General features: G+C 40.4%; 11 protein-coding genes. All 11 read left to right on the forward strand.

Annotation, left to right across the window (positions count from 1 at the left end):
- Window positions 1-308: 308 nt before the first annotated feature.
- Window positions 309-7,982 (forward strand): DUF6443 domain-containing protein, encoded by a 7,674-nt coding sequence (locus ABJG98_RS01540; RefSeq protein ID WP_348277693.1) that lies wholly within the window; start codon window positions 309-311, stop codon window positions 7,980-7,982.
- A 4-nt stretch (window positions 7,983-7,986) separates the two neighbouring features.
- Entirely contained in the window at window positions 7,987-8,439 is a 453-nt protein-coding gene (locus tag ABJG98_RS01545; protein WP_348277694.1) for a hypothetical protein, read from the forward strand.
- 59 nt (window positions 8,440-8,498) lie between these two features.
- The gene (locus ABJG98_RS01550; protein ID WP_348277695.1) at window positions 8,499-12,872 is read left to right on the forward strand and encodes a PKD domain-containing protein; all 4,374 of its coding nucleotides are present in this window, start codon (window positions 8,499-8,501) and stop codon (window positions 12,870-12,872) included.
- Between the two features lie 189 nt (window positions 12,873-13,061).
- Window positions 13,062-13,496: a hypothetical protein gene (locus ABJG98_RS01555; protein ID WP_348277696.1), complete on the forward strand. Its 435-nt coding sequence runs from the start codon at window positions 13,062-13,064 to the stop codon at window positions 13,494-13,496.
- 16 nt (window positions 13,497-13,512) lie between these two features.
- Entirely contained in the window at window positions 13,513-20,415 is a 6,903-nt protein-coding gene (locus ABJG98_RS01560; RefSeq protein WP_348277697.1) for a DUF6443 domain-containing protein, read from the forward strand.
- Window positions 20,393-21,037 carry a hypothetical protein gene (locus ABJG98_RS01565; RefSeq protein WP_348277698.1) on the forward strand — a complete coding sequence of 215 codons (645 nt, stop codon included), beginning with the start codon at window positions 20,393-20,395 and terminating at the stop codon, window positions 21,035-21,037. The genes ABJG98_RS01560 and ABJG98_RS01565 overlap by 23 nt, the downstream gene beginning before the upstream one ends.
- A gap of 253 nt (window positions 21,038-21,290) precedes the next feature.
- Window positions 21,291-21,416, forward strand: a complete 126-nt coding sequence (locus ABJG98_RS01570; RefSeq protein WP_348277699.1) for a hypothetical protein — start codon at window positions 21,291-21,293, stop codon at window positions 21,414-21,416.
- Window positions 21,417-21,422: 6 nt separating this feature from the next.
- On the forward strand, window positions 21,423-22,061 hold the full coding sequence (locus ABJG98_RS01575; protein WP_348277700.1) for a hypothetical protein: 639 nt from the start codon (window positions 21,423-21,425) through the stop codon (window positions 22,059-22,061).
- 65 nt (window positions 22,062-22,126) lie between these two features.
- Window positions 22,127-22,534, forward strand: a complete 408-nt coding sequence (locus ABJG98_RS01580) for a hypothetical protein (protein WP_348277701.1) — start codon at window positions 22,127-22,129, stop codon at window positions 22,532-22,534.
- 354 nt (window positions 22,535-22,888) lie between these two features.
- Window positions 22,889-23,095: a hypothetical protein gene (locus tag ABJG98_RS01585; RefSeq protein ID WP_348277702.1), complete on the forward strand. Its 207-nt coding sequence runs from the start codon at window positions 22,889-22,891 to the stop codon at window positions 23,093-23,095.
- Window positions 23,096-23,263: 168 nt separating this feature from the next.
- Window positions 23,264-23,815 carry a transposase gene (locus ABJG98_RS01590; RefSeq protein WP_348277703.1) on the forward strand — a complete coding sequence of 184 codons (552 nt, stop codon included), beginning with the start codon at window positions 23,264-23,266 and terminating at the stop codon, window positions 23,813-23,815.
- The last annotated feature ends 136 nt before the right edge of the window (window positions 23,816-23,951 follow it).

Here is a 23,951-nt window from a genome sequence, read left to right on the forward strand (position 1 = left end):
TACACAAAACAAAAATTTAGATTACTCTAAAAAATAATGATATATGACCTGATCCTAATTGCTTCGTTCAACGAAACGATCATTTCGTCCAGAAAAAGCCATCCTTCATTCATTGGATGTGATTTCTTTTTTATCTGTATGGATAAACGATAACCTTTGTGACGGTAGAAAAATATTTTGTTTAGAAATAGTCTTCTGGAACAATTGAATATTTAGTTTATAGCTAATGCAGTTGTCTAGAAATTATGGATAATTCTTTCATATCGAAATGAATAGAAATATACTTGCCACTGTAACCTAATCGTTAAATGAAGATACTCACCACCAAGATAGTAGTGCTTTTAGCATTGCTAATTTCCATTAATACATACGGACAAGTACCTCTTTTACCTGTAGATGAATTACCGGATGACGATTGCGTTAGTTGCGGAACGGTTTCGGTTAACTTAGTTGGTGCGACTAATGTGAATTTGAATGGCACTTATAGTTATTCAGTAAGCGTTTCGTCCGGATTGCATGGTTCATCTACTTATACTGTTTCTGGTGGACAAATTATATCTCAAAGTAAAACTGCAGTATCGGTAAAATGGACCTCTACAGGATCCAAATATGTTAGAGTTACTGCAATTGTCAATAGAAAATCTTATTTGGCCACTAAATATGTAAATGTAAGTGCACCGCTTACAGGTGGGGGAGTATCAGCTTCAACTTCAACCACTTTTTGCAGTGGAGGAGACCCTGGCATAATCAATAATAGTCAAAGTCCGACCGGAGGAAGTGGCTCTTATAGCTATCAATGGCAAATGATGAATGAAGGTGGCTTGGTACCTGAATCTGAATCTGGACCTTCGCTAAGCTGGTTAAATGTAAGTGGAGCTACATCTTCTTCTTATAACCCACCGGTACTGACTACATCAAGAATTTATCGAAGAAAAGTTACTTCTGGGTCAGCTGTTGCATATAGTAATTCCGTTAGCTATTCCATTGCGGCGGCCGTAAATAAAGGGTCCATCAGTTACAGTGGTGGCGCGATTAACCCAGGCAGTCAGCCAGCTAAAATTACCGGCACCACAGCAACCGGTGGCGATGGAATTGCTTATAGATGGCAATGGAAGCGTGGAACAGAGAGCTCATTCACCAATATTCCAACAAACCTTGGTTCAAGTGTCACCTCACGAGACTATCAGCCACAGGCTTTAGATAAGAATACTGTTTTCAGAAGAAGAGTTAACTCTTGTGGTAAAAACTATTACACCAATCAGGTGACGATAAGTGTAAACCTCAAACCAGGATCCATCTCTGGCAGTCAAACAATTTGCTCAGGAGGAGATCCTTCTAACATATCCAGCACTGCGCTTGCTAGTGGTGGAAACGGCAGTTATTCATACAGATGGCAAAGACGAGAATATAAACCACTCACATTGCCATCGGAACCAACTCCTATCGGGGAAGAGCCTATATCAAGTGGTACAGAATACGCTTGGACCGGCTGGAGTGAAGTGGCATCGGGAACATCTTACAATCCAGGGGTACAAACATTTAAGACACAATATAGGCGTAAGGTCACTTCGAATGGATCGACTAAATACAGCAATGTAATCACGAAGAACATCTACGCTTCCGCAGATCCGGGAACCATTTCCTATTCAGGTGGAAATGTAAATCCAGGAGGCACTCCAAATCAGCTGACAGGAACAGTAGCTACCGGAGGCTCTTCAATCAGCTATCAATGGCAAAAGAAGACCACCGGAGGATACACCAATATAACTGGAGCAACGAATCAAAACTATCAATCAGGATCACTTACCCGAACAACTACATTCAAGCGAATAGCGACAACCAACTGCGGAAGCACTGCAGCATCAAACGCGATAAAGATTACAGTGAATCTAACTCCGGGTTCGATTGCATCAGGAAGTGAGACAATCTGTAGAGATACAGATCCTGCTGTAATAGCAAGTAACTCAGGAGCAAATGGAGGCGTTGGCAGTTATCAGTATCAATGGCAAATGTTTTCAGATTTAGTGCTGATAGAAGAAGGACCAATTGATGGTCCAAGTGCAGAAGAAGGTTGGACAGATATTACTGGAGAGACGAATCTTACGTTTGATCCTCCGCTATTAAACCTGAATCGAACGTATCGAAGAAAAGTTACCTCCGGCACTCAGACTGCTTACACTGCAAGTAAAACGTATACCGTAACCGCTATAGTCAAAAAAGGGTCCATCAGTTACAGTGGTGGCGCGATTAATCCAGGCAGTCAGCCAGCTAAAATTACCGGCACCACAGCAACCGGTGGCGATGGAATTGCTTATAGATGGCAATGGAAGCGTGGAACGGAGAGCTCATTTTCCCACATTCCGAGTAACCTGGGTTCAAGTGTCACCTCACGAGACTATCAGCCACAGGCTTTAGATAAGAATACTGTTTTCAGAAGAAGAGTCAGATCGTGTAGTAAAAACTATTATTCCAATTGGAAAACGATCATTGTAAACCTAAAGCCAGGATCTATTGCAGGTGATCAAATTATTTGCCCAGGCGGAGATCCAACAGACATATCAAATACCTCTATTGCTACAGGAGGTAATGGAGATTACGATTATAAGTGGCAAAAACGAGAATATCGTCCAGCTACTATCAAAGAGTTGGAAGAACCTGTTGAAGAGGGAGAACCGACCGGTCCTGTTAATCCTGAAATTATCTATGCATGGACAGGGTGGGAAGACATCACAGGTGAAGCAGGACTTTCATTAAATCCTGATAATCAAAGTTTTAATACCCAGTATCGCAGGTCCGTAACATCAGCGGGCACAACAAAGTACTCGAATGCAGTGACAGTGAATCTTGTGGATTTGTCAGATGCTGGCATAATCAGCTACGCTGGAGGAACGATTAATGTTGGTCAGATTCCAACAACAATTACGGGAACTTCAGTGGCTTCAAATGAAACTTTCACCTACCAATGGCAGCAAAAAATTGGATCTGTTTTTACAGATATCAGCGGGGAGACAGGCGTTAACTTTATCCCACAAGATCCGCTCACTACGTCTACATATTTTAAAAGGTTGGTGAGAAATGATTGTGGAATAGAACTTTCTTCAAATACCGTAAAAGTACGTGTTCGTCTCATCTCAGGTGAGATAACGACAGATGCTGTAACAATATGTCATGGATGCTCCTCTCCAATTATTAATGCCACTGATCCTCAAGGAGGTACAGGTTCATACAGTTATCAATGGCAGATTTTCACTCCTTTAATAAAGGAAGGAGATCCTCAACCACTCGAAGATGGATACACAGATATACTAGAAAATGGAAATGACGCTTCTCTAAGCTCACGCCCAATATATTTTAATTCCACCTTCAGGAGGGAAGTGACCTCAGATGGTCAGACAGTCTATACCGGTCCGATTACTATTTCAGTTTATCCGATTTTAAATGCAGGGACAATAACTTATTCAAGCAAGGTGTGTGAGAATAACTCACCTAATTTAATTAATGGTACTGCAGCTTCTGGAGGAAATAATAGCTATGAATATCAATGGCAATATTATAATGGAGCACAATGGGTACAACTAGTGAGAGGCTCTCAATATCAAAACTATGATCCAAGTCTACAGTTAACAGCTAATACGAAGTTTAGAAGACGCGTACGTTCTGCTGGAAGTACTTGGAAAAGCTCAAATCAGCTAACAATTGAATTACACGATCTGGCAACAAGTACAGGTCCATTATCTGCGCCAGCTGATAAGGTTTGTCCGGGAGGACAAGTAAGATTTACCTTCAGCCCGGAGAGCATCATCAACACCAATAAAACCTATCTCCAGGTATACCGAGACAACAAGTGGACAAATGTTGGTAAAATTCAAAGCGCTTTGAATGTGAAGGTGCTTGAGGATGATAAATACCGAGTTAAATACGATCAACCATGTAATGGTGATATCTTCTCTAACGTTGTGATTTTAAACTTTTTGGAAAATTGCAACCTGCCTCCTTCACTAGATCAGAATTTTGTAAGAACGGAGATAGCCAGTATCCCAATGTCATCCGAGCTGACCTTGTCAAAAGCTAATAACTATCAAAAATTAACAAACTATTCATACCTGGATGGACTAGGAAGGGAAGTAATGAATGTTTCTGTAGAGGCAGTAGAAGATCAAGAGGACTTGATTCAATACATTTATTATGATGAGAATACTGGAGAAAATACGATTTCGTATTTGCCGTATGCCAAGTCTGCACAACTTCCGGGAGAATTTCAAAGCAATCCAATTAGCGATCTACAGGATTTTTATGGAGGTACAGATAACGTAGCAGTTGACGAAAGATTTTTTAGCGAGACAATTACAGAACCATCTCCTTTAAACAGACCTAAAGAAACCATTGGTGCTGGCAAAGGATGGAAAACTGCTGATGCCAAAATGGAAGTTAAACACCTTTTGTATAATGCAACTGGCAATGAGGTACTTCCAAAATGGAGACTGAAAAGTGGTGGATACCCAGAACGAGATGGTGTTCATGCTGCCAAAACGCTAAACATAGAAGAGGTGATAGATGAAGAGGGAGTAAAATCACAAGTGCTGATTGATATGAGAGGTAGAAAAATTGCCGAGAGAGTATGGAATGAAGGAGAATGGTTTACCACTTACTATGCGTACGATTTACTAGATAGGTTGAGAGTGGTTCTACCCCCTGAGATTGCGACGGTAGCCAGTACCACGAATACAGAAGTAAATAAGTATGGATTCCTGTATAAGTATGATGAATATGGTCGGGTAATTGAAAAGCGACTGCCAGGACAGAAAGACTGGCACTATCTGGTTTATGATAAATGGGATCGATTAGTGCTCACACAAGATCCTAACCTGCGGAAAGACGATAAATGGTTATTTACTAAATATGACGAGCTCAACAGGCCAATCATGACAGGGCTTCTCACCAGCTCAATCGACGTTGCACAATTGAGGTCAAATTTAGGAGGTGGCGTATCATACGCACGGTTTGATACATACAATGGTACAGGTGTAGAAGGTTATAATAATGCCTCATATCCTGCAATTAATTCTTCCACGAAAGTCCTCACAGTCACTTATTATGATAACTATAGTTATTTGGCTCAAAGTGAATGGACAGGAATGTTCGATTTTAAGAACGCAGGTATAGAAGCATCTCATGGAGGTCATTCATACACCTATCCTTCGAGTAGAGATAACCGAGTGAAAGGGATGATAACTGGTTCCAAGACAAAAAATCTGTCTACAGATGAATGGTTGAAAGAATCCAATTTTTATGACCATAAGGCAAGACTCATCCAAAGTACTACAGCCAATGAGAATGGTGGATTTAACAGGATAAGCCACCTCCTTGACTATGGAAATAAAATACTAGCATCTCGAATCACACATAAGAAAGCCTCAAGTGGATCTGTTGTAAATATTTATAGGCGACTAGCATACGATCAAACAGGAAAATTACTAGCTGTTTATCATAAATTAGACGATAACGAAGAAGTACAAATTGCTTTAAATGAATACAATGGATTAGGGCAAATTGTGGGTAAAAATTTGCATTATGATTCTTCCGAAGATGACTTTGCTCAATCCATAGATTATAAGTACAACATCAGAGGTTGGCTGACCGGGATAAATGATTCTAACCTTTCGGATGGTGAAAATGATTTATTTGGTCTGGATATCCATTACAATACGAATGCTGGTCTAACTGGGCAAAACACACTGTTCGATGGCAATATTTCTGCGATGCGATGGAGCAGTTTCAATGATTCTGACACAAGATCATATGCTTATGCATATGATGGTTTGAAACGTATTAAAGATGCCAGTCATTTTAGCGGAGGTGCTGCTATTAATGACTATAGTTTGAAAAATATCCTATATGATAAAAATGGCAATATTAGTAACCTGACCAGATACGGTTCTTCAGCCGCGATAATTGATGAGCTGACGTACAGATATAAAGGCAATCAGCTCAAGTATGTGGAAGATACCAAAGGAGCCGAAGGGTTTGATAATAAACATGTTGGCTCTGAAAGTGATTGGGATTACCTGTATGATGATAATGGGAATCAAACCAAGGATCGCAACAAGCAGATTGCCACGATCTCTTATAATTTCTTAAACCTTCCAGAGCGAGTAGATTTTGAAAATGGTGATTATTTGCTCTTTGCCTACAATGCAAATGGAGAAAAATTGAGGCAAGAAGTTTATGAAGGAGGAAGCCTTTCAAAAAAGAAGGAATATTTAGGTTCGTTCTATTACGAAAATGATGATCTGAAATTCATCAAGCACAGCGAAGGACGAATCACATTTACCAGTGATGATGATCCAAATTATCAATACTACTTAAAAGATCATTTGGGCAATACCCGTTTAACCTTCAGTACCACGCCTGAGATTTATGAAATGAAGGAAACGTTTGAGAATGAAAACGGCCTTTTCATAGACCTTCACAGGCAAACAAATGAAGCAGCCAACACCACACCTGGTGGCAATCAGGTGGGACTTTTGGAAAGTATGCAAACAGGCGCCTTGGGACTTGTGAGTGTAAACAAGGGAGATAAAGTTTCACTGAGTGTAAATGCAAATTACTTAACAGAACCTGATGGAAATTCATTGGCTCGTACGGCATATGATGCATTATTCGGAACTTTTGATGCAGGCTACGGAAGTGGTGCAGAATCAGGTGGAGTATCAGGAGCTACTTCAGGTGCCTTTGACGATGCATTACTATCATCAGGTATGACCGGAAAGGACGCAGTAAATGAAGCTCCTCGTGCATTCTTGAATTTCATCTTTTTTGATAAGGACATGAAGTTTGAATATGCGGGCTTCAAACAAATATCTACAGCAGCATTTGGCTCAGGTAATCAGGAAACAGTGACAATACCAGAGTTCGAAATCGAAAAAGATGGATATATACTCGGCTATCTCAGCAACGAGAACTTCGAGGCAGTAGGTATACATTTTGATGACTTCATCATACATCAAGACAAAGTGAATGTGCTTTTTGCTTCGGATTATTATCCATTTGGTCTGCAGTTCAATGAGTTCACCCGGACAGCTTCTGAAAAAATGCGCTACAAATTTCAAGGGCAGGAACACGACCAAAAGACCGGCTGGGTTCAATTTAAATGGAGAAACCATCAGCCTGAACTTGGTAGGTTCTTTAATGTAGACCCTTTAGCTGAACAATATAGCTATCAGTCTCCTTATAACTTTTCTGAAAACATGGTTACAGCCCATGTAGAATTGGAGGGCAAAGAGGCTAAATACTTTATGATTGACTTCAATTCGGCTAACCCTCAATTGGAGTTATATAAAACAGTAGACTACTGGTTGATACCTAATTCCATGGAGCCGGATATTATTTCTGTAGAAGTTTTAGGGCCAAATCTATCTTATACATTTTCCGTCGCGGGTAGTGGGGGTGATCCTTATTGTGCTGGTTGCGGATCTGGAAATAATCTTGATCAATTTGAATCTTTTGCCAAGAACCCACTTGCTGCAGTTTATAGTAACGAATATGTGACCGACCAGGAAATAATGTCTGATGCCGCAAAAGATCTAATTGTTTCTATTGTTTTAGCAAGGACGATGAGGACATCTGTTCCACGAAGAGGTACTCCATCCATGACAATGGCAAATCGAACAAAAGGTTGGAAAGTTGGCGATCCAATTAATAATTTGACGAACAAAGGCAATGTGCCATCGTGGAGTACAGTAAGGCAAAGACATTGGAAAAACCGTGCCAATAATGCCCAGAGCGGTGAATTTAGTGATACTAATTTATCAAGAATGAAAAAAGGATTGGCTCCCCAAAGGTATAACCCAGAAACAGGAAAAATGGAAAGTATGGAGTTAGATCATAAACCTCCTCAAAGAGACGGTGGACTGTTTGATTTTGAAGAAGTTTGGCCGGATGAACATGCAGCGCAAGATCCGTTTAGACATACAGGAAATTAGTTAAATGGAAAAAATTAACATAGAACAATTATTCATTGATGCCAAAGGTGGTCCAATTGAGGTTAATGGAAGAAAGCTCATAAGCTTAGATAAATTTAAGATGCCTCAAAAAAAAATGTCTTTGAAATTCAATTTTTTGGAGATTGATAGTAAATGGAAACAAGGTTTTGTGATTAAAACAAAAGGAAGCTTTTCTATAGATGAACAAGAAGAAATTAAAAACGCTATTGTATTGTGGGAAGACACAGCCCCTAAAGAAGGGAGTGTTGAAATAAAATCAGTAGATGGGTTAATTGTTATATATAACGTATGGGATGTTGGGGATGGAGTTACACAAGCATGGCATAATGGAGCAGCTATGGAAGTAAAAATAGATAGCTCAACGCGTACTTATTATTGTAATGATGGATACCCTGATCTTGATTTTAACGATTTGGTATTTAGAATATCATGGTAATCGAACAAATGCTATAACACAAGATATCAACGCATTACAAAGGAATTAATAAAATAGAAATGAAATTCATCAAGACAGTAATCAGCATATGTACCATAATTAATGGTTTTTGCATTCAAGCACAGGAATTAGACCAGCAAGACACAATCACATATGACTTTATTAATTCTGTAGATCTTTTGATAAATCCTGATAGTTTATCTGAAGGCATGGTAAAGTTTAGACAAGCTTATCAGGAAATGCTCGGTTCATATGAATTCGATCCTACACTCATAAGTGAATCAGCGAAGGTTGAAATTTTTCAAGCGATCGACTCCTTACGCCAAGGATTGCTTGCAGCAGAGCAGGCTGCTCAGCAAGAGGAAACAACATCTGCTAGAACATCCAGCACTAGTTCAGCAAGCGCCACACCAGGTGAAAGTGGGACTTCTCAAACAGTAGTGGCTTTACCGTCACCATCTTCTTTAGGGAAAGTATCGATTGGTAGTGATATGGTTAATCTGTACACGGGTGATCTGAATTACAATATTCCTTTGTTTAATCTAGAAAGTATAGACTTGAGTGTGCCTATATCCATCAGTTATAATAGCTCGAGTAATAAAGTTGATAATATCTCATCTGAGATTGGGATGGGATGGAGCTTAGCTGCTGGCGGATTGATTACCAGAGTCATGAAGGGACTACCGGATGAATTCCAAGGATCTATAAACGCATCACCAACACCCGGTTCTACAAATACTTTTAATGGGTACGGATGGTTAAAAGTGAAATCACGAAAAATTGAGAATAAGGCTGTCACCATTTTAAGTCCAGATGATTTCAAATCTCGCTTCTCACTAGCTTCGAGAAAAAATATTATTGAAAATTCAGCATTAGGTGGAGATGTTACAAATCAGGTTACTAAAACCGAAGGATGGGATACGGAACCCGATGAATTTTATTTCAACTTTGGAAAGTATAGCGGGAAATTTGTTTTCTCCCAAAGTGGTGATGTTCATATAGTTCCTTCCCAAGAATTGACCATTGATAAAACAACTGGTACGGTGAATGGAAAAGATCAAATAATTGAATTTACAGTACAAACTCCAGAGGGTATTACATATACATTTGGAAGTTCGGATCCGGATTTATTGGATGAAGTTGAAATAAGTCAAATGTATACCTACAGTAATTCAACTTTATATGATTATCCTTTTCTTGATTATTTAAATGACAATGGATATTTAATTCCCTTGTATACTCCTGTTCCTTTCATGAATTGGAAATTCAATAGAGCTAATGAATGGATATATAATAATGATAACCGAAACCAATGGAAGTATCCAGAATTCACATCTACCTGGCATTTGAAAAAAATAGAGTCTCAGAATGATCAAATTGACTTTGAATATCAGGATGAAGGTGAAGTAACATACTTTCAGAATAAATCAGCAAGTGTGAGAATGCCAAATATTCCACGCATTGTTGTAAATGATGGTACGAACAATTTTGTAGTTGGTATTTCACCAGAAGAATACGTGATATCTGCGCAGCGTAAAATATTTCCTGAACTTTCAACCCATACACGAAGCTATCAATACATGATTCTTAAGTCTAAGAGACTTAAATCAATAAGTACTTCAACCGGGTCAGTAGCTAATTTCGATTCCTATGGTTCAAGAAAAGATTTAGTAGGCAGTTCAAGGCTAGGAAAAATTAGAATCAATCAAGGAAGCGATGAAATAGTTTCATATGATTTTGATCAATCGTATATACAATCGGAAGGTGAGCTATATACAATTCTTGAAGGTTTTCATGAGGGCGAACCGATGTTTTACATTGAGGATGACCTTGTTTATGGATTGATGAAAACGTTTGATGATGAAGTGACAGAAAACCACGTGTTAAAACTTATTGATTCAGAACATTTTAGACTAAGGCTAGATCGAATTGTTGAAAAAAGGAATGGAAATGAATTACCACCAACAATCTTGAGTTACAATCAAACCAAGCTTCCAAGGAGATTTTCGGCTGACCAAGATAAGTGGGGATACTATAATAATAATACAAGAAACACTTTAGTCCCTCGACCTTCATACAAAAACATTATAGATAACTCAACAATTAATAGCAGTTTGTTTTTATGGGATCAGATAAAAACCAATCTATCAACTACTGTTGATGATGTTGTCGAAAAGTGGGAATGTGAAAATAATGATTGTGCACGTTTGGGGGGTATCCGGAGTGTTCATTCAGGAAGGGTGCAAGCAGGCTTACTTACAAGGATTGATTATAGTTTAGGAGGTTTTACAAGTTTTACCTACGACCTTGAAAAGGCAGCATATGGAGGCAGCCTATATACTGTAAGTGGTGCCAAAGTTTCTAAAGTTACCTATAGCCCCAATGATGTTTCAAATCCTGTAATGACTCATTATAAATTTGAGGACGGAAGAGCTCCTAATAGTGTCTCATTCGGATATTCCTTAAAATCAAGTGATTATTTCCAAGATGAAATTCACAGAAGTTATACATTCTCCTCGCATCCTATAACAAGTTCATTCACAACTAGTGGTAGCTATGTTGGATTTGGTAAGGTTTCAGTTTATCAGGATAATAAAGGAAAAACCTCATACGAATTTATTACTCCTTTGGATATCCCCAATAAAAGGGCATCTATTTTAGAGTACAACCTAGGGAATCAGTCAGGCAATAATCAATATCCGTTTGCACCTGAAGATAACGATTGGATGAGGGGTAAAATTGATAAAGTTTCATCATTTAAAGAAGGTGAAAGTACTCCATTTATGGTTGTTGACTATGAATACGAGCTTACTGACAATAACCTTCTTTACGGCATGAAACCAGGTTTCTATGGATATCGTAGTCTGCTAGGTGGTGGTTTTCCAGCCTACGAGGCAGCATTCTATAGTTACAATTCGGCCGTTTATAGAGTAAGAGAAACCATCGAAACTCTAGCAGGAGATAGGGATGCAAGTACCTTTACTACCAAGACAGCCGCATTCGACTATGTCCCTGAACACCCTGAGTACACGCGTGGCGTTATCACTACTTATGAAGACGGAAGCCAGGATAGCGTATCCACCAAATATGTTTTTGATTATTTTGAAGAGGGGGATCAAATACCTACTATCGCAGCATTGGATGCCGAAGGCCTCTGGGATTTGAGAGACCATGGTTATGCGTTTACGCCCATAGAAATTATTAAACGGAGAAGACTGAGTTCAACCGATAATTGGTCCGTTGTTGGTGGTCAGATAAGCACATTTCAGAGAGGTACCCGATTCGATTCTAACAGCAGCACTTCAGAGGTCTACCTTAAAGAAAAGAAAGCACTTGTTTTAGACGCCCCAATATCCATGTCGTCATTCTCTGAATCGCATTTAAATAGCAATCAGACACTTTTCTTGACTGACAGCAGGTATAAAGTTCAAACGACATTTTTAGACTATAATTCAAAAGGTCGGCCATTGCGTTCTTCGGATCGAACAGGTGTGGAAACAAAAATGGCCTGGACACATTACAACTCATTGCTAAGTAGTATTACCTCGAATAGCAGTGGGAGTACTCAGATGAAGACTACTTATCAGTATGAGCCACTTGTGGGAATCACTCAGGTGAAAGATGAGAATAATAAGATCACCAACTATACGTATGACAATCTCAATAGGCTGTACTTAGTAAAAGACAATGAAGGAAATATAATGGAGCGCTACCGATACAACTATAGGAACCAATCCCAATCGAGTAGCTTTTACACCAATTTCAGAACAAGTGCAGGATACAATCAAACATGTAATCCGCTACGTTTCTCATCGACAGATATCGAAACTTTTGGAGCTTCAGAGTATACCTGGGATTTTGGGGATGGAGGCATTGAAGAAGAGTGTCCTACCAAACCTTTTCCTGGTGAAGGCCCAGAACCAACTCAGTCAACAATAGGGCAAAATGTCTATCATCGCTTTTCTCAGGCCGGCACATATGATGTGACTGTAACACGCTTCAATCCTGACGTGGGAAAAGAAGTAAGTAGAACTCAATCAATCACGATTTACAATTCAATAGCAACAGTTAAACTTTTTGCGCCCAATCAGGTTCAGGATTGCAGTAGCAATGATGACATGTATGCAGCTCAAGTAGTTCCTATTGATGACGATGGCGGTGACAACCCATCCATTTACGTCCGTGTTGGATATGATAATGATGGAGCGATATGCACCGACGGGGGCTATTCTCATGCGATGCTACGCTACAAAGACTATTATGGAAATTGGCAAGTGTTTAGCAATACCAATTCTGGCACCATTCCAGATGAAGCCTTTAACTATCAGTCCGCTCCTTTTGACATAGAGGTTGAGGGAACCTTCTCAGATAAATGCAGTGCGACTTCTCACGTGGTGACTAAAATTATTCAAGTTGTGCCTTGTTCAAATTAACCGAAGATCCATAGATTCATCAGCTTTTACTAAAACGATTTTTAATTATTTGATTAATCAAATACAATGGTTGTTTAAAAGACATTCAAAAGGCTTTCATATTCAAAAAATCCGCATTAGGTTTGGTCGCTGGTAACGCAACCTGGTTAGTTGCCACCCTACATAGTTTTAGTGAACCTAGCTTAATTAATGAAAACTTTCTCCTTCTTTATTGCATGCGCTTTTGCAATACTATTGTCGAATACGACGCATGCTCAATCTTATTCAGACTTGATCGGAAAATGGAAGATCGACACCGATCAGACCGTAGCCTTGATGAGCACAGATGCAAAAAGTCAATTTGACAGCCTGGATGATGCATCAAAAAATGAGATACTGAATGATCTCCTCAAGCAAAGGTTTACATTCAATGCTGATTCTACTTTTTTAGCCGGCTCTATAGGTGCCAATTTCTATGATGGAACCTGGAAGCTTGTGTCTGACGAATTGCAATTATCTTTTTACAACGGAGCCAACATCTCCCAACAAGTGTCTGTTCCTAATGAGAATGCACTTGTTTTAACGATTGCAAATTCCACTTCTTTCATCACCAATTTTTATCTAAAGAAATCATCAACCAACTAACGCCTACATTCTTCGGATGCAAATTTTAAAGACTCTCTTACTCACAAGCGTATTCGTATTTTTCACAAGCCTTGACGCATCGGCACAACGGTGTATCATCTGTCCTCCAGGCGATGATGGTGGAGGCGGTATAGGAGGCGGTGGCTCAGGTGGGGGCGGAGGCACATCCACAGTGCCAACGGCCGAACCTGCATCAAACATTACTACACAAAGTTTCAACGCTCATTGGTCAGATGTTTCAGGGGCTTCAAAGTATTATCTGGATGTAGCGACCAATAGTTCATTTTCAACGATGGTTTCAGGGTATAATAACCTTGAAATTTCCGGAGGTCTTGAAGGACCCAATGGGGGAGCCCAGCCGCCTTCAATGTATTCAGTTTTTAATATAACGCCTGGCAAAGATTACTTCTATCGGGTGCGTGCGCAGGTCAACGGTACCACCTCTTCCAACTCCAACACGATACAGACAACAACTAACATTTCAGCTCCATCCAAGATAGAAGAAACAAGCAGAACCAACACTTCATTTGTGGCGAGGTGGGGTAGTGTGTCAGGTGCTTTGGCATATCAACTTGATGTAGCAACGAATAGCAACTTTACCAACAAACTCTCCAACTACAATAACAAATCAGTATTAGGAACTAGTCATACGGTCTCAGGACTTACTCCAGGGAAAAATTACTATTACCGTGTACGGGCAGTTGGAGAAGATAAGACCTCATCCAATTCGTCAGCCGTAACTGCAAATACCTCCATTTCTACACCTTCAAAGATAGGAGAGTCCAATCGTACCAATACGTCATTTACTGCACGATGGGGCAGTGTTTCTGGCACACAATATTATATGCTTGATGTCTCCACTACGAGTAACTTTAGTGGTGGCATGATCCACACGAATTTGAACGTTGGAACTGCTACCAGTAAATCCATCACAGGGTTGACTCCAGGCAAAAACTACTACTACCGTGTTCGGGCCAAAGGTGAACACATCACCTCTGGCTATTCCTTAGGAGTAACTGCAAATACAAGTATTTCTGCGCCTTCACAGATACAGGAAAGCAATAATGCTTCAAACGCGTTTACAGCAAAATGGGGAGGAGTGATAGGTGCACAGTCCTACCGTCTGGACGTTTCCACGACGAGCAACTTCAGCAGCATAGTCTCTGGATACAATAACCTGAATGTAGGAAATGTGACCAATAAGTCGGTTACTGGATTGATTCCTGGCAAAAAGTACTATTACCGTGTTAGGGCAGTAGGTGAGCATATTACCTCAGGAAATTCCAGTTACGTAACCGCTAATACAACCATACCAGCCCCATCTCAGATTCAGGAGATCAGCAATGCCACCACATCCTTTACAGCGAGATGGGGAAGTGTTTCTGGAGCCAATTCGTATCGACTGGATGTCTCTTCATCGAGTAATTTTAGCAGTATTTTATCTGGTTATAATAACCTGAATGTGGGCACAGCCACAAGTAAAAGTGTGGTTGGACTAACGCCAGGAATTAAGTACTACTACCGGGTGCGAGCAGTAGGCGCGGATTATACCTCTGGCCATTCAAGCTATGTCGAAGCTCACACCACGATCGAGGCGCCTGCCGTATCGCAGGAGACAAGCAATGCCAACACCTCTTTCACCGCAAACTGGGGAAGTGTAAGTGGAGCACAATCTTACCGATTGGATGTCGCATCAAATTCAAACTTCAATACCATCCTAAGTGGATATAATAATTTATACGCTGGTGGCACCAGCATGTCTGTGAACGGTTTGTCTCCAGGAAAAAATTATTACTACCGGGTGAGAGCAGTAGGTGAAGATATCACCTCTGTGACGTCTTTTACAATCACAGCCAATACCACCATTGACACTCCTGTAACGCTAGATGGAACCAACATCACCCAAACTTCATTCCAGGCAAATTGGAATGCTGTTGCCGGAGCGAATTCATATGAGGTACAAGTTTCTGACGCCTCAAACTTTTCTAATATCATAGATGATGGACTAACCTTATCTGGAACTACACAGTTGACATTCAGTAACCTTACATACGGCAACACTTATTACTATCGTGTGAAAGCGGCAGGAGATGCAGTAGAGTCGGCTTATTCATCGGCAGAAACCGTCTTGCCGCTGCTGACTACTCCAAACATTACCTACACTGGAGGAATCGTATGTTCAGGATCTGATCCCGGCCAGATTTCTGGAAATCCTGCAGTAGGCGGAGACGGCAATTATACCTACCGGTGGAGGTACTACAATGGAACCAGTTGGGTCACATTCACTGACAATACCAATGCAGCCAATTTCAATACGTCCATGACCATCTCAGCTGATCTGACAGTCATGAGACAAGTACAATCAGCGGGAAGCGATTGGGTAAATTCCAATCAACTAGTGATTCCAATCCAACCAGTGGAGCCAAATCCCGGAACACTCAGTATGGCCGCAGGCTCTTACTGCCCGGGCGATGATGTCAGTTTTTCCTTTTCCGGTACAAATTCCAACGTGGACTTGAACAATACCTTTTTAGAAGTACTCAGAAGAGGGGTTTGGGTAAATCTGGGCAACATTCAAACCTCAAAATCATCAATTGTGGAAGATGGCGATGCATACCGGGTACGGTATGAGCAACTGTGCAGCTCGAGTGTGTACTCCAATACAATCACACCTTCACTGCGTACAGACTGCATCGAGCCTCCTTCACCAGACAAAAATTTTGTACGTGTAGAAATACCACGAACGCCAATAGCCGATGCTTCTTTGTTCAGCACCCTTTCGGAAACGGAGAAAGCAGTCAATTACAGCTATTCCGATGGAGCAGGTCGCACAACCATGACCATTAGTGCCAGCGCCGCACAAAATGGTGAAGACGTAGTGCAACACTACGTCTACGATAATGAAGGAAGACGATCGACGAGCTACATGCCATACATAGCAGCTGCAGTCATTAGCGGTGAGCATCGTACTGATCCAGCCACTGAGCAGATCGATTTTTACAACAACCAATCCGATATAGCTAACGATACGCACCCGTTCAGTATCAAGGAATATGATAATTATGGACGTGTGAAAAACATCATTTCTCCGGGACAAGCGTGGCACTCTGCCAACAAAAATTCCCGCGTGAATTATTTCATGTACCAAGCTTCGATGAACGGAACGCTCGATGAAGTGAAAAAATGGGCATTGGGAACGAATGATGTACCTGAAATACAGTCCGTATACGGCAATAACTTGCTATCTATTAGTGAAGCAATTTCACCCGACGGACGTAAAAGCCAGACCATCACCAACGCGCTTGGGCTACCGGTGGCCACACGCAAATGGGACGGAAGCGCCTGGAACACCACATACAATGTCTACGATAAATACGGACGTTTGAGATATGTCATTCCTCCAAAAATGGCCAACAAGACTTCACTCACTGATCTGGAAATCGATGGATTCCTTTTTGAGCAGAAATATGACTCTCGCGGCAGAGTGACCGAATCACGGGCGCCTGGCGCCGGATGGAACTATGTCGTATACGACCAATGGAACCGACCCGTGATGTCGCGACACGATGCGCAAAAGGATGCAAATGGCAATAACATCTGGTCATTTGTAAAATATGACATCTTCGGAAGAACCGTGATGACCGGGATTGTGGTGTCAGACAGTACGCGCAGTGGGCTGCAGGCCATGATGGCCGGTGGGCGTTATGAAGATGTAGCTGCGGATGCAGTAGGATACACCATCAACCAATCATTCCCTGATCTGACACAGGCTGATTTTGATGAGTATGAATTGCACTCCATTAATTATTACGACAATTATGATTTTCTCACGTATGCGGGCTGGGACGCTGAGGGGCACAATTTTTCCCCTTCTACACCTGCTGGCTTTGCTGTGGTTGATACAACTGCTGCGGTGCTGGGCATTACCACAGCATCTAAAGTACGCGTGCTGGGCACCAACCAATGGTTAAACTCCGTGGTGTATTATGACAATAAGCTGCGCGCCGTACAACTAATCTCCGAAAATCACCTCGGTGGTACGGACCGCTTATCGTATGAGATGGACTGGGAAGGGAAAGTCCTGCAAAGTATGATGGACCATCAGGGTACGGAATCCGTGACTGTGCTTTCCGAATACCAATACGATGCTCGAGGACAACACATACAAACATTCGAGACCATCGATGGCTTGAATCGTACACTGGTTGCTGAGTACAATTACAACGTGCTGGGCCAGCTGATGGAAAAAAATATTCACTCAACGGACAATGGAAACTCCTTCCTGCAGTCTGTAGATTATAGATACAACATCCGTGGCTGGCTTTCTTCAATTAACGATTCAGAGTTGAGCGACAGCAGCGAAACCAACACTGACTTGTTTGGTCAGGAATTGAATTATACCAATGCTGTGACCATCAGCGGGCAAGCAGTTGCACCGAACTATGACGGAAACATCACATCCACATCCTGGAACAGCGACAAATCCCCTCTTGAGGGAAGCACGGGTGTTTCAGGTGAGGCAGTCTACGGCTATACATATACACCTTTGAACCAGCTGACTTCAGCTAACTATGCCACCAAGAATGGCGGTAGCTGGAACGGTGATGCGGCCATGTACTCGATGAATGCCACCTATGATGCCAACGGCAACACGCAAACCCTCGAAAGAAATACCGACGGAGGACAGCTGGATGACCTGAGCTATACCTATGAGGCTAACTCAAATAAGCTTGAAGCTGTAGCGGATAACAGCTCAAATAGCGACGGCATGGAAGACTACTTTCCTGGAACAGACTATCAATACGATGCAATGGGAAATCGTACGGAAGACCTGAACAAGCAGATCACGAACATCCGTTACAACCACTTGCAGATGGTGGATCGCATTGAGTTTTTCGATAACACAACGATCAACTTTAGCTACACGGCAACCGGTGGAAAGCTGAGTAAAGAGGTGAAAGATGGTTCCGGTAAGTCCTTAGCCAAAGTAGACTATGTGGGAACTGTCGAATACCTCGACGATGAGATCAATCAGGTGTTTATTGAAGGTGGACGAGCCTACAAGCAAAACGGAGCGTACTTCAATGAGTACTTCATCACGGACAATCAAGGCAACAACCGCGTAGCGTTTGGTGTGTTACCAGACCGATTCATCTACACAGCAACAATGGAGCAATCGCGTAGCGCCTATGAAGAAAGTGAATTCTCGTTCCCGGCAAACATTAGAAGTACTACACAGAATCATACACCACTTGGAAGCGAGAGTGTAGCACTCAATGGTACGGTAGCTGGTAAGGAAGTAGGACCTGCAAAAGTGCTCAACATCACAGCAGGCGATGAAGTGGACATGCAAGTGTGGGCTCGTTACGATTTCACGGCTTGGAACAACACCTCTGTTGCCAACATTGCAAGTATTGTTTCTTCAGCGTTTGGAGGAGCCAGCGCAGGCACCGGCGGTGAGAGTGCAAGCAGTGCGCTAAACAATGCACTGAGCGATCCGGCAGCATCGGGACTGTTTGCAGGCAATGCCAGCGGAGAACCGGAAGCATACCTGCAGTACATGTTCTTTGATGCGAACCACGCGTATGTAGCTGATGGCTCTGGCTTCATAGCCGTAGGAGCAGATGCAGAAGGAGCGTTTGCGAAGCTGGAAAGTGGAACATTGTCGTACAATGAGCCGGGCTACCTGTTCATCTATGTAGTGAACGAAAGCAACCAGGATGCTGACGTCTTCTTCGATGATTTAAAGATCACGCACAGTTCGAGTAGTGTGGACTTCAAGGTATCGCAGGTGAACGAATACTATCCGTATGGTTTGCATACGGACAAAAGCTGGAGACATGAAGGCTATGTAGACCCTGGCATGATGTATCAGGCAGCGTATGCGGGCTATGATAGCTTGACAGGCTACTACGACTTCTTGTACAGAAGCTATGATCCAGCCTTGGGACAGTTCTTTGCTGTAGACCCGATGGCAGGTACACAGACGGCTTATTCACCGTATCATGCGAATTACAATAATCCTGTGATGTATGTTGATCCTTTGGGGTTAGCGCCTGATCGCTGGCCGAGAAAAGACTCAAATCCTAGTGTTAGCGGTGGAGGAGGTAGCAGTGGTGAGCCTGATTTGGGAAGTTGGGTGAGTGTAGGAATGGGAAGTAGTTGGGGTGGCCATGGATATGGAGCTGATTATAGCACATACGTTGAGAGTGATAGGGAAAGATTGATTTCAATGTTGGTAAAGGCGTGGGGTGGAACCGCTGAGGATTCCTATAGAGGATTTTCAATTAGCGGAGGTAATATAGGATTAAGTAGTGCTGTTTATACAATTACTGATTACTATACCAATGGTATTGAAGACGAAGAACACTATATATCTACCTCAGTGGAGTTTGAACACCCAGCTCTTGGATTTACGGAGGCAGATGTTATAGTTAGTTCACCATATGGATCGGGTGTGGAGAGTTATTTTCAAGGTGATAAAGAAGCATTTTATCAAAGAGCTATAAATGGTATGAAGCTGCCAAATGGTGTCACACTTAACAAGGAAAATGTTGAAGTAACGTTTGAAAAACTGCCTGGAAATGCTAGATGGGGAGGTATTACAACTGATGGCAAATATCACGTAAAATTTGATATCAAGAGTTATGAACAAACAGTTGGGAATATTAGAGCTGCCACATTTCATGAAGTCTATGGTCACGGGATATTAAATGCTTCTGCGGGGTATGACCCAGGTGGAACTCACTACAAAGCAGAATTTGCAGTTATACGTAGTAATTATTGGCAGCATACAACTGATGATTATAAGTCATATTCAGTTAGACTTGCATGGTACCTTTGGTCTCATGAAGTGAGCGAATTCAAAAGGATGCCTGAGGATATAATGGATCAATATGATAGATATAAGAATAGATAACCTAAAGAAAGTATTACTGACTGGAACTTTGTTTTCACTCACTTTATTCATTTCTACTAGAACATATGGAGGAGATTGTATTCCGCTTTCAAAGTATGAACGATATGAGAGTCACAACTTTATTGCTATAGTTGACATTAAGAATGTAGGTGAAAACTATTTTGAAATGTCAATCATTGAAACACTGAAAGGCGTGTTGAAATCTAATCCATCAAGGGGATTAATAAATGAGTATAGTATTAAGCCTAAGCAGGGAGAAACTTGGTTATTGTATGGTCAATTAGAAGATGATAATCTAAATGTTGATATATGTAGTGGCTCGAAGAATTTTCATTATCCAATTGCATTTGATCTGGAAGTAAAGGAGCCACCAAAGTTTAATCTTAGTGACGAAACTGTAGTGATCCTTGAAGAGATAAAAAAGGCCAATTTGAAGAATGAGCTTTATTTTGAAATCGAGAATATTAGAGAGTGGAATCGTAAGAAAGAATTACAAAGTAGTCAACAAGACGGGACTGATAAGATAGGTGAGGATTATACGACTTTGGAAATAATCCTTACTGTTTTAGTTGCATTATCATTTATTCTAAATTTCATCGTACTTATTAAAGTTAAACGCTAAGTAGCCTTATCTTCTAGCTTAATTAAGTAAACACATCAAAGCCCCCCAACTGGCGCGGAAGTTACTTCCGTGCCGTTCTGATAATGATAATAAGGTCAGATATCAAAAAGAATTTGGTGCTTCTGGAAATGTTCTCTTTGGTATACCAGCAGGATTTAGTTATACTAATGTTTTTGACGCAAGATCGGAATTAGGAGTTCTTGATGGTAACTATGCTTATGATCAACATTCATTTGAATTTGGAGTCGGACCAGTGGTAATTAAAGGAGAATGGGGAACTGAAGGTGGAAACTTATTTCTAGGAGTCTCAGGTGGAGGTGCAATTGGAGCTGGTGCAATTTTTGGAGGCGAAATATTCTCGGGATTTTTATTTGATTAGTCAGAAATGGTAAAAAAAATTGAATTCATATTGCTAATGATGATATCTGGGTTGATCATCTCTATTATTAATCCTTTTGATCTTAGTTCAAGTGTTATCTCATTTTCTAAATTGGTTAATATTTCAATAATAATATTATTGATTGCCATTTTATTGGTCAAAAATTACAGAGTAATTAAAGAAATTGAACAAATGGGATTTGAAATTATAACATCAAGGTTTACCCCGATTATGGGAAGAATTATACTTGTTTTTATAGTCTCAATTTTAATGACGACTATTTTTTTTAGCCTTTTATGGGATTTTAAGCTGTTAATTGCAACTGGTTTTGTGTTAATCTTTTTTTTGCCTCTTGGACTTTATATGTCTCGTATGAATTTAGTCTTTTATAATAATAGCGAGATAATGATTACCAACCTTTCATATAAGTATAGAATAAACGGAAGTGAGGTCACATTAATAAAAAAAATATTTTTTAGAGCATTTAAAATTGGATTCGAAATCAAAGGAAAGAAAATGGTCAAATTTTTTCACATCCCCTCACCAAGCTTCCAAGAAGAATATAATTCTTATGTTCCAGGCGAATTAACAACTATGATAGACGTTTTAGATATACATAGCAAGTTTATGTCGTCTAGTTTATGAGAGTAATTCATTTTTGATTTCAAAATATTTGTATTCTATACTTAGTATATCTTAAATTATAACTGATGAATCGATTTATTATTCAACTCCTTCTTTCATTAATGCTGGTTTCATGTTTTGCTCCAGATGTGAGGAGAATTGAATTTGAGAAAGAATATGGAATGATTACAAATGACCTTCAGAGATTAGAAGGAGTTATTCATGCTGATTTTGAAGTCTCTGCACGGTTGTTTAATGGGAAAGAGGAGCATACGCTTTTGATTAAGTTGATTAATGAGAATAGCACTTTGGTTAGTGATGAAACAAGGTTGAATAATTTGTGTGAATCTGCGTATCAAATTATTATTAATTCTATTTCAAATGAGAATGATTATGATCAAATTGAGGTAGAAGTGAGGAAGAAAGATGAAAGCACATCTCTGTTTTCGAAATCGTTTCAACCCACAGAGCGGGTACAGAAGAAAGTTTCTTAAGCCTGGATCTAGAGCTGATTTTACTACCAACTATTATGGAATGGGAGGCTTTATAATTTTTCAGAAAACTTTCCCAGCTGTACAACGATCTGTTAAACAAGCTAAAGATCTTAGTTCATGGACAGGTTTTGATTGGAGTCTATTTGATTATTGGGAAAGTAAATAGTATTTATGTTTAGATTATATGATTATCTATACTACAAAATACTGAGGTGCATTGAATTATTAGATGATCAAATGCCTTCGTTTATTGCGCTTTGTATTCTAGGTGTTCTAAATGCTTTTCATCTCGTTATTATATGGTCTATAGCTCTATATTTTTCTCCAGAGATGGACGTATATCGGACAAAAACAATGGATTTTATAATAGCTTTAGTGATTTTTGGAACAAATTGGTTTTTATTCGAATACAAAGCTAGATGGAAGGAAATTTATGATCGATTTGAAAATGAGTCAAAATGGTCAAATGCGATTGGAAGTGTGCTGGTTTTAGCCTTTATTTTAACAAGTATATTGGTATGTTTTAAGATAAGCGGACCTTGGATTGTGGATAACTTTTAGAATTACTCCAGCCTTGGGACAGTTCTTTGCAGTAGACCCGATGGCAGGTACCCCAACTGGCGCGGAAGTTACTTCTGTGCCTAATTGTTTAAAGTAAATAACAAAGCTTACCATAAGTAGACTTCAAATCCTACGGTTGTAATACTAAACTTGCTGTATTCTTGAAACATGAGCGAGAAATACAAGATCAGAGATCAAGAAAGAATCTATTTCATTACTTTCAGTGTAGTTCAGTGGATCGATGTTTTTACACGGTCTGAGTATAAGGATCTATTGATTGTTAGCCTTGACTTCTGTATTCAAGAGAAAGGATTAGAAATTTATTCATGGTGCATTATGACCAATCATTTGCATTTAATTGTTGGTCGTTGTGGAGAATCGAAGATCGAAGAAATTGTAAGGGATTTTAAGAAGTATACTTCAGTTGCATTGATAAAAGCGATTGAGAATAATCCAACAGAGAGTAGAAAGGAGTGGTTGTTGTGGATGTTTAGAAAACTAGCTGAGCGAAGTTCAAAACATCAAAAGTATTGTTTTTGGCAAAACGAATACCATCCTACTGAATTAAGCGATTCTGCTATGATGCAGCAAAAGCTAGACTATGTTCATGCTAATCCAGTAGAGGCAGGTTTGGTAGAGGAGCCTGAACATTGGAGGTATAGCAGTGCTGTCGATTATGCAGGAGGAAAGGGGTTGTTGAGTATTAAGTTTGTGGAGTAGATAGGAAGGAAGCACGGAAGTAACTTCCGCGCTAGTGGGGGGGTAGCAACAACATACGCCTAGAGGGTAATGCAATCTAAGCCAAAATAGTAAGGCTATGTACATATAAAGTATCTGATTTTTTGCGCACAGTAAT

Origin of the sequence: Ekhidna sp. (genome assembly GCF_039960695.1) — a bacterium.
GTDB lineage: Bacteria > Bacteroidota > Bacteroidia > Cytophagales > Cyclobacteriaceae > Ekhidna.